Genomic DNA, 530 nt, shown 5'->3' on the forward strand with positions numbered 1-530 from the left:
GGCGGCGAGGGCCTCGATCTGTGTCGCGTCCAGCAGTTCCGCGTGCTCCACCCGGTGGCCGCGCGCGGCCACCGCCGGGCCACCGAGTTCGGCGACCACCTGCCCGAACCCGGCCACCACCGCGTCGAGCGCTCCGTCACCGATGGCATGGAAACCCGCTTGGACGCCCGCCTCGGTACAGGCCCGCACATGCGCGGCGATATCCCCGGCATCCAGGTAGGAGACCCCGGTCCCGGGGGCGTCGGCGTAGGGGTCGCGCAGCCGGGCGGTATGCGAGCCGATGGACCCGTCCACGAACAGATCGCCGGCGAGCCCGTGCGCCCCGAGATCGGACAGCAGGGTGCGCGCCTCATCCGCGGTGCGCACCGCCTGGCCCCAGTAGGCCCGCACCTGCACGCCGTGCTCGAAGGCGAGCAGTTCGCGTAGATCGGCTTCTCCTTCTATATCGGGGCCCGCGCATTCGTGCACGGCCGCGATCCCGTGCGCGGCCGCGGCGTCCAGCGCGGTCCGCCGGGCCGCGTCCCGCTGTT

The 530-nt window shown here is 73.8% G+C and carries 1 protein-coding gene; it reads right to left on the minus strand.

Features of this window, described 5'->3' with window-relative positions:
- Positions 1-530: amidohydrolase family protein (locus tag NGR01S_RS29760; protein WP_157107520.1), on the minus strand; the 530-nt coding region annotated here is incomplete at both ends.

The sequence above is a fragment of the Nocardia grenadensis NBRC 108939 genome (assembly GCF_001613445.1).
Taxonomy (GTDB): Bacteria; Actinomycetota; Actinomycetes; order Mycobacteriales; family Mycobacteriaceae; genus Nocardia; species Nocardia grenadensis.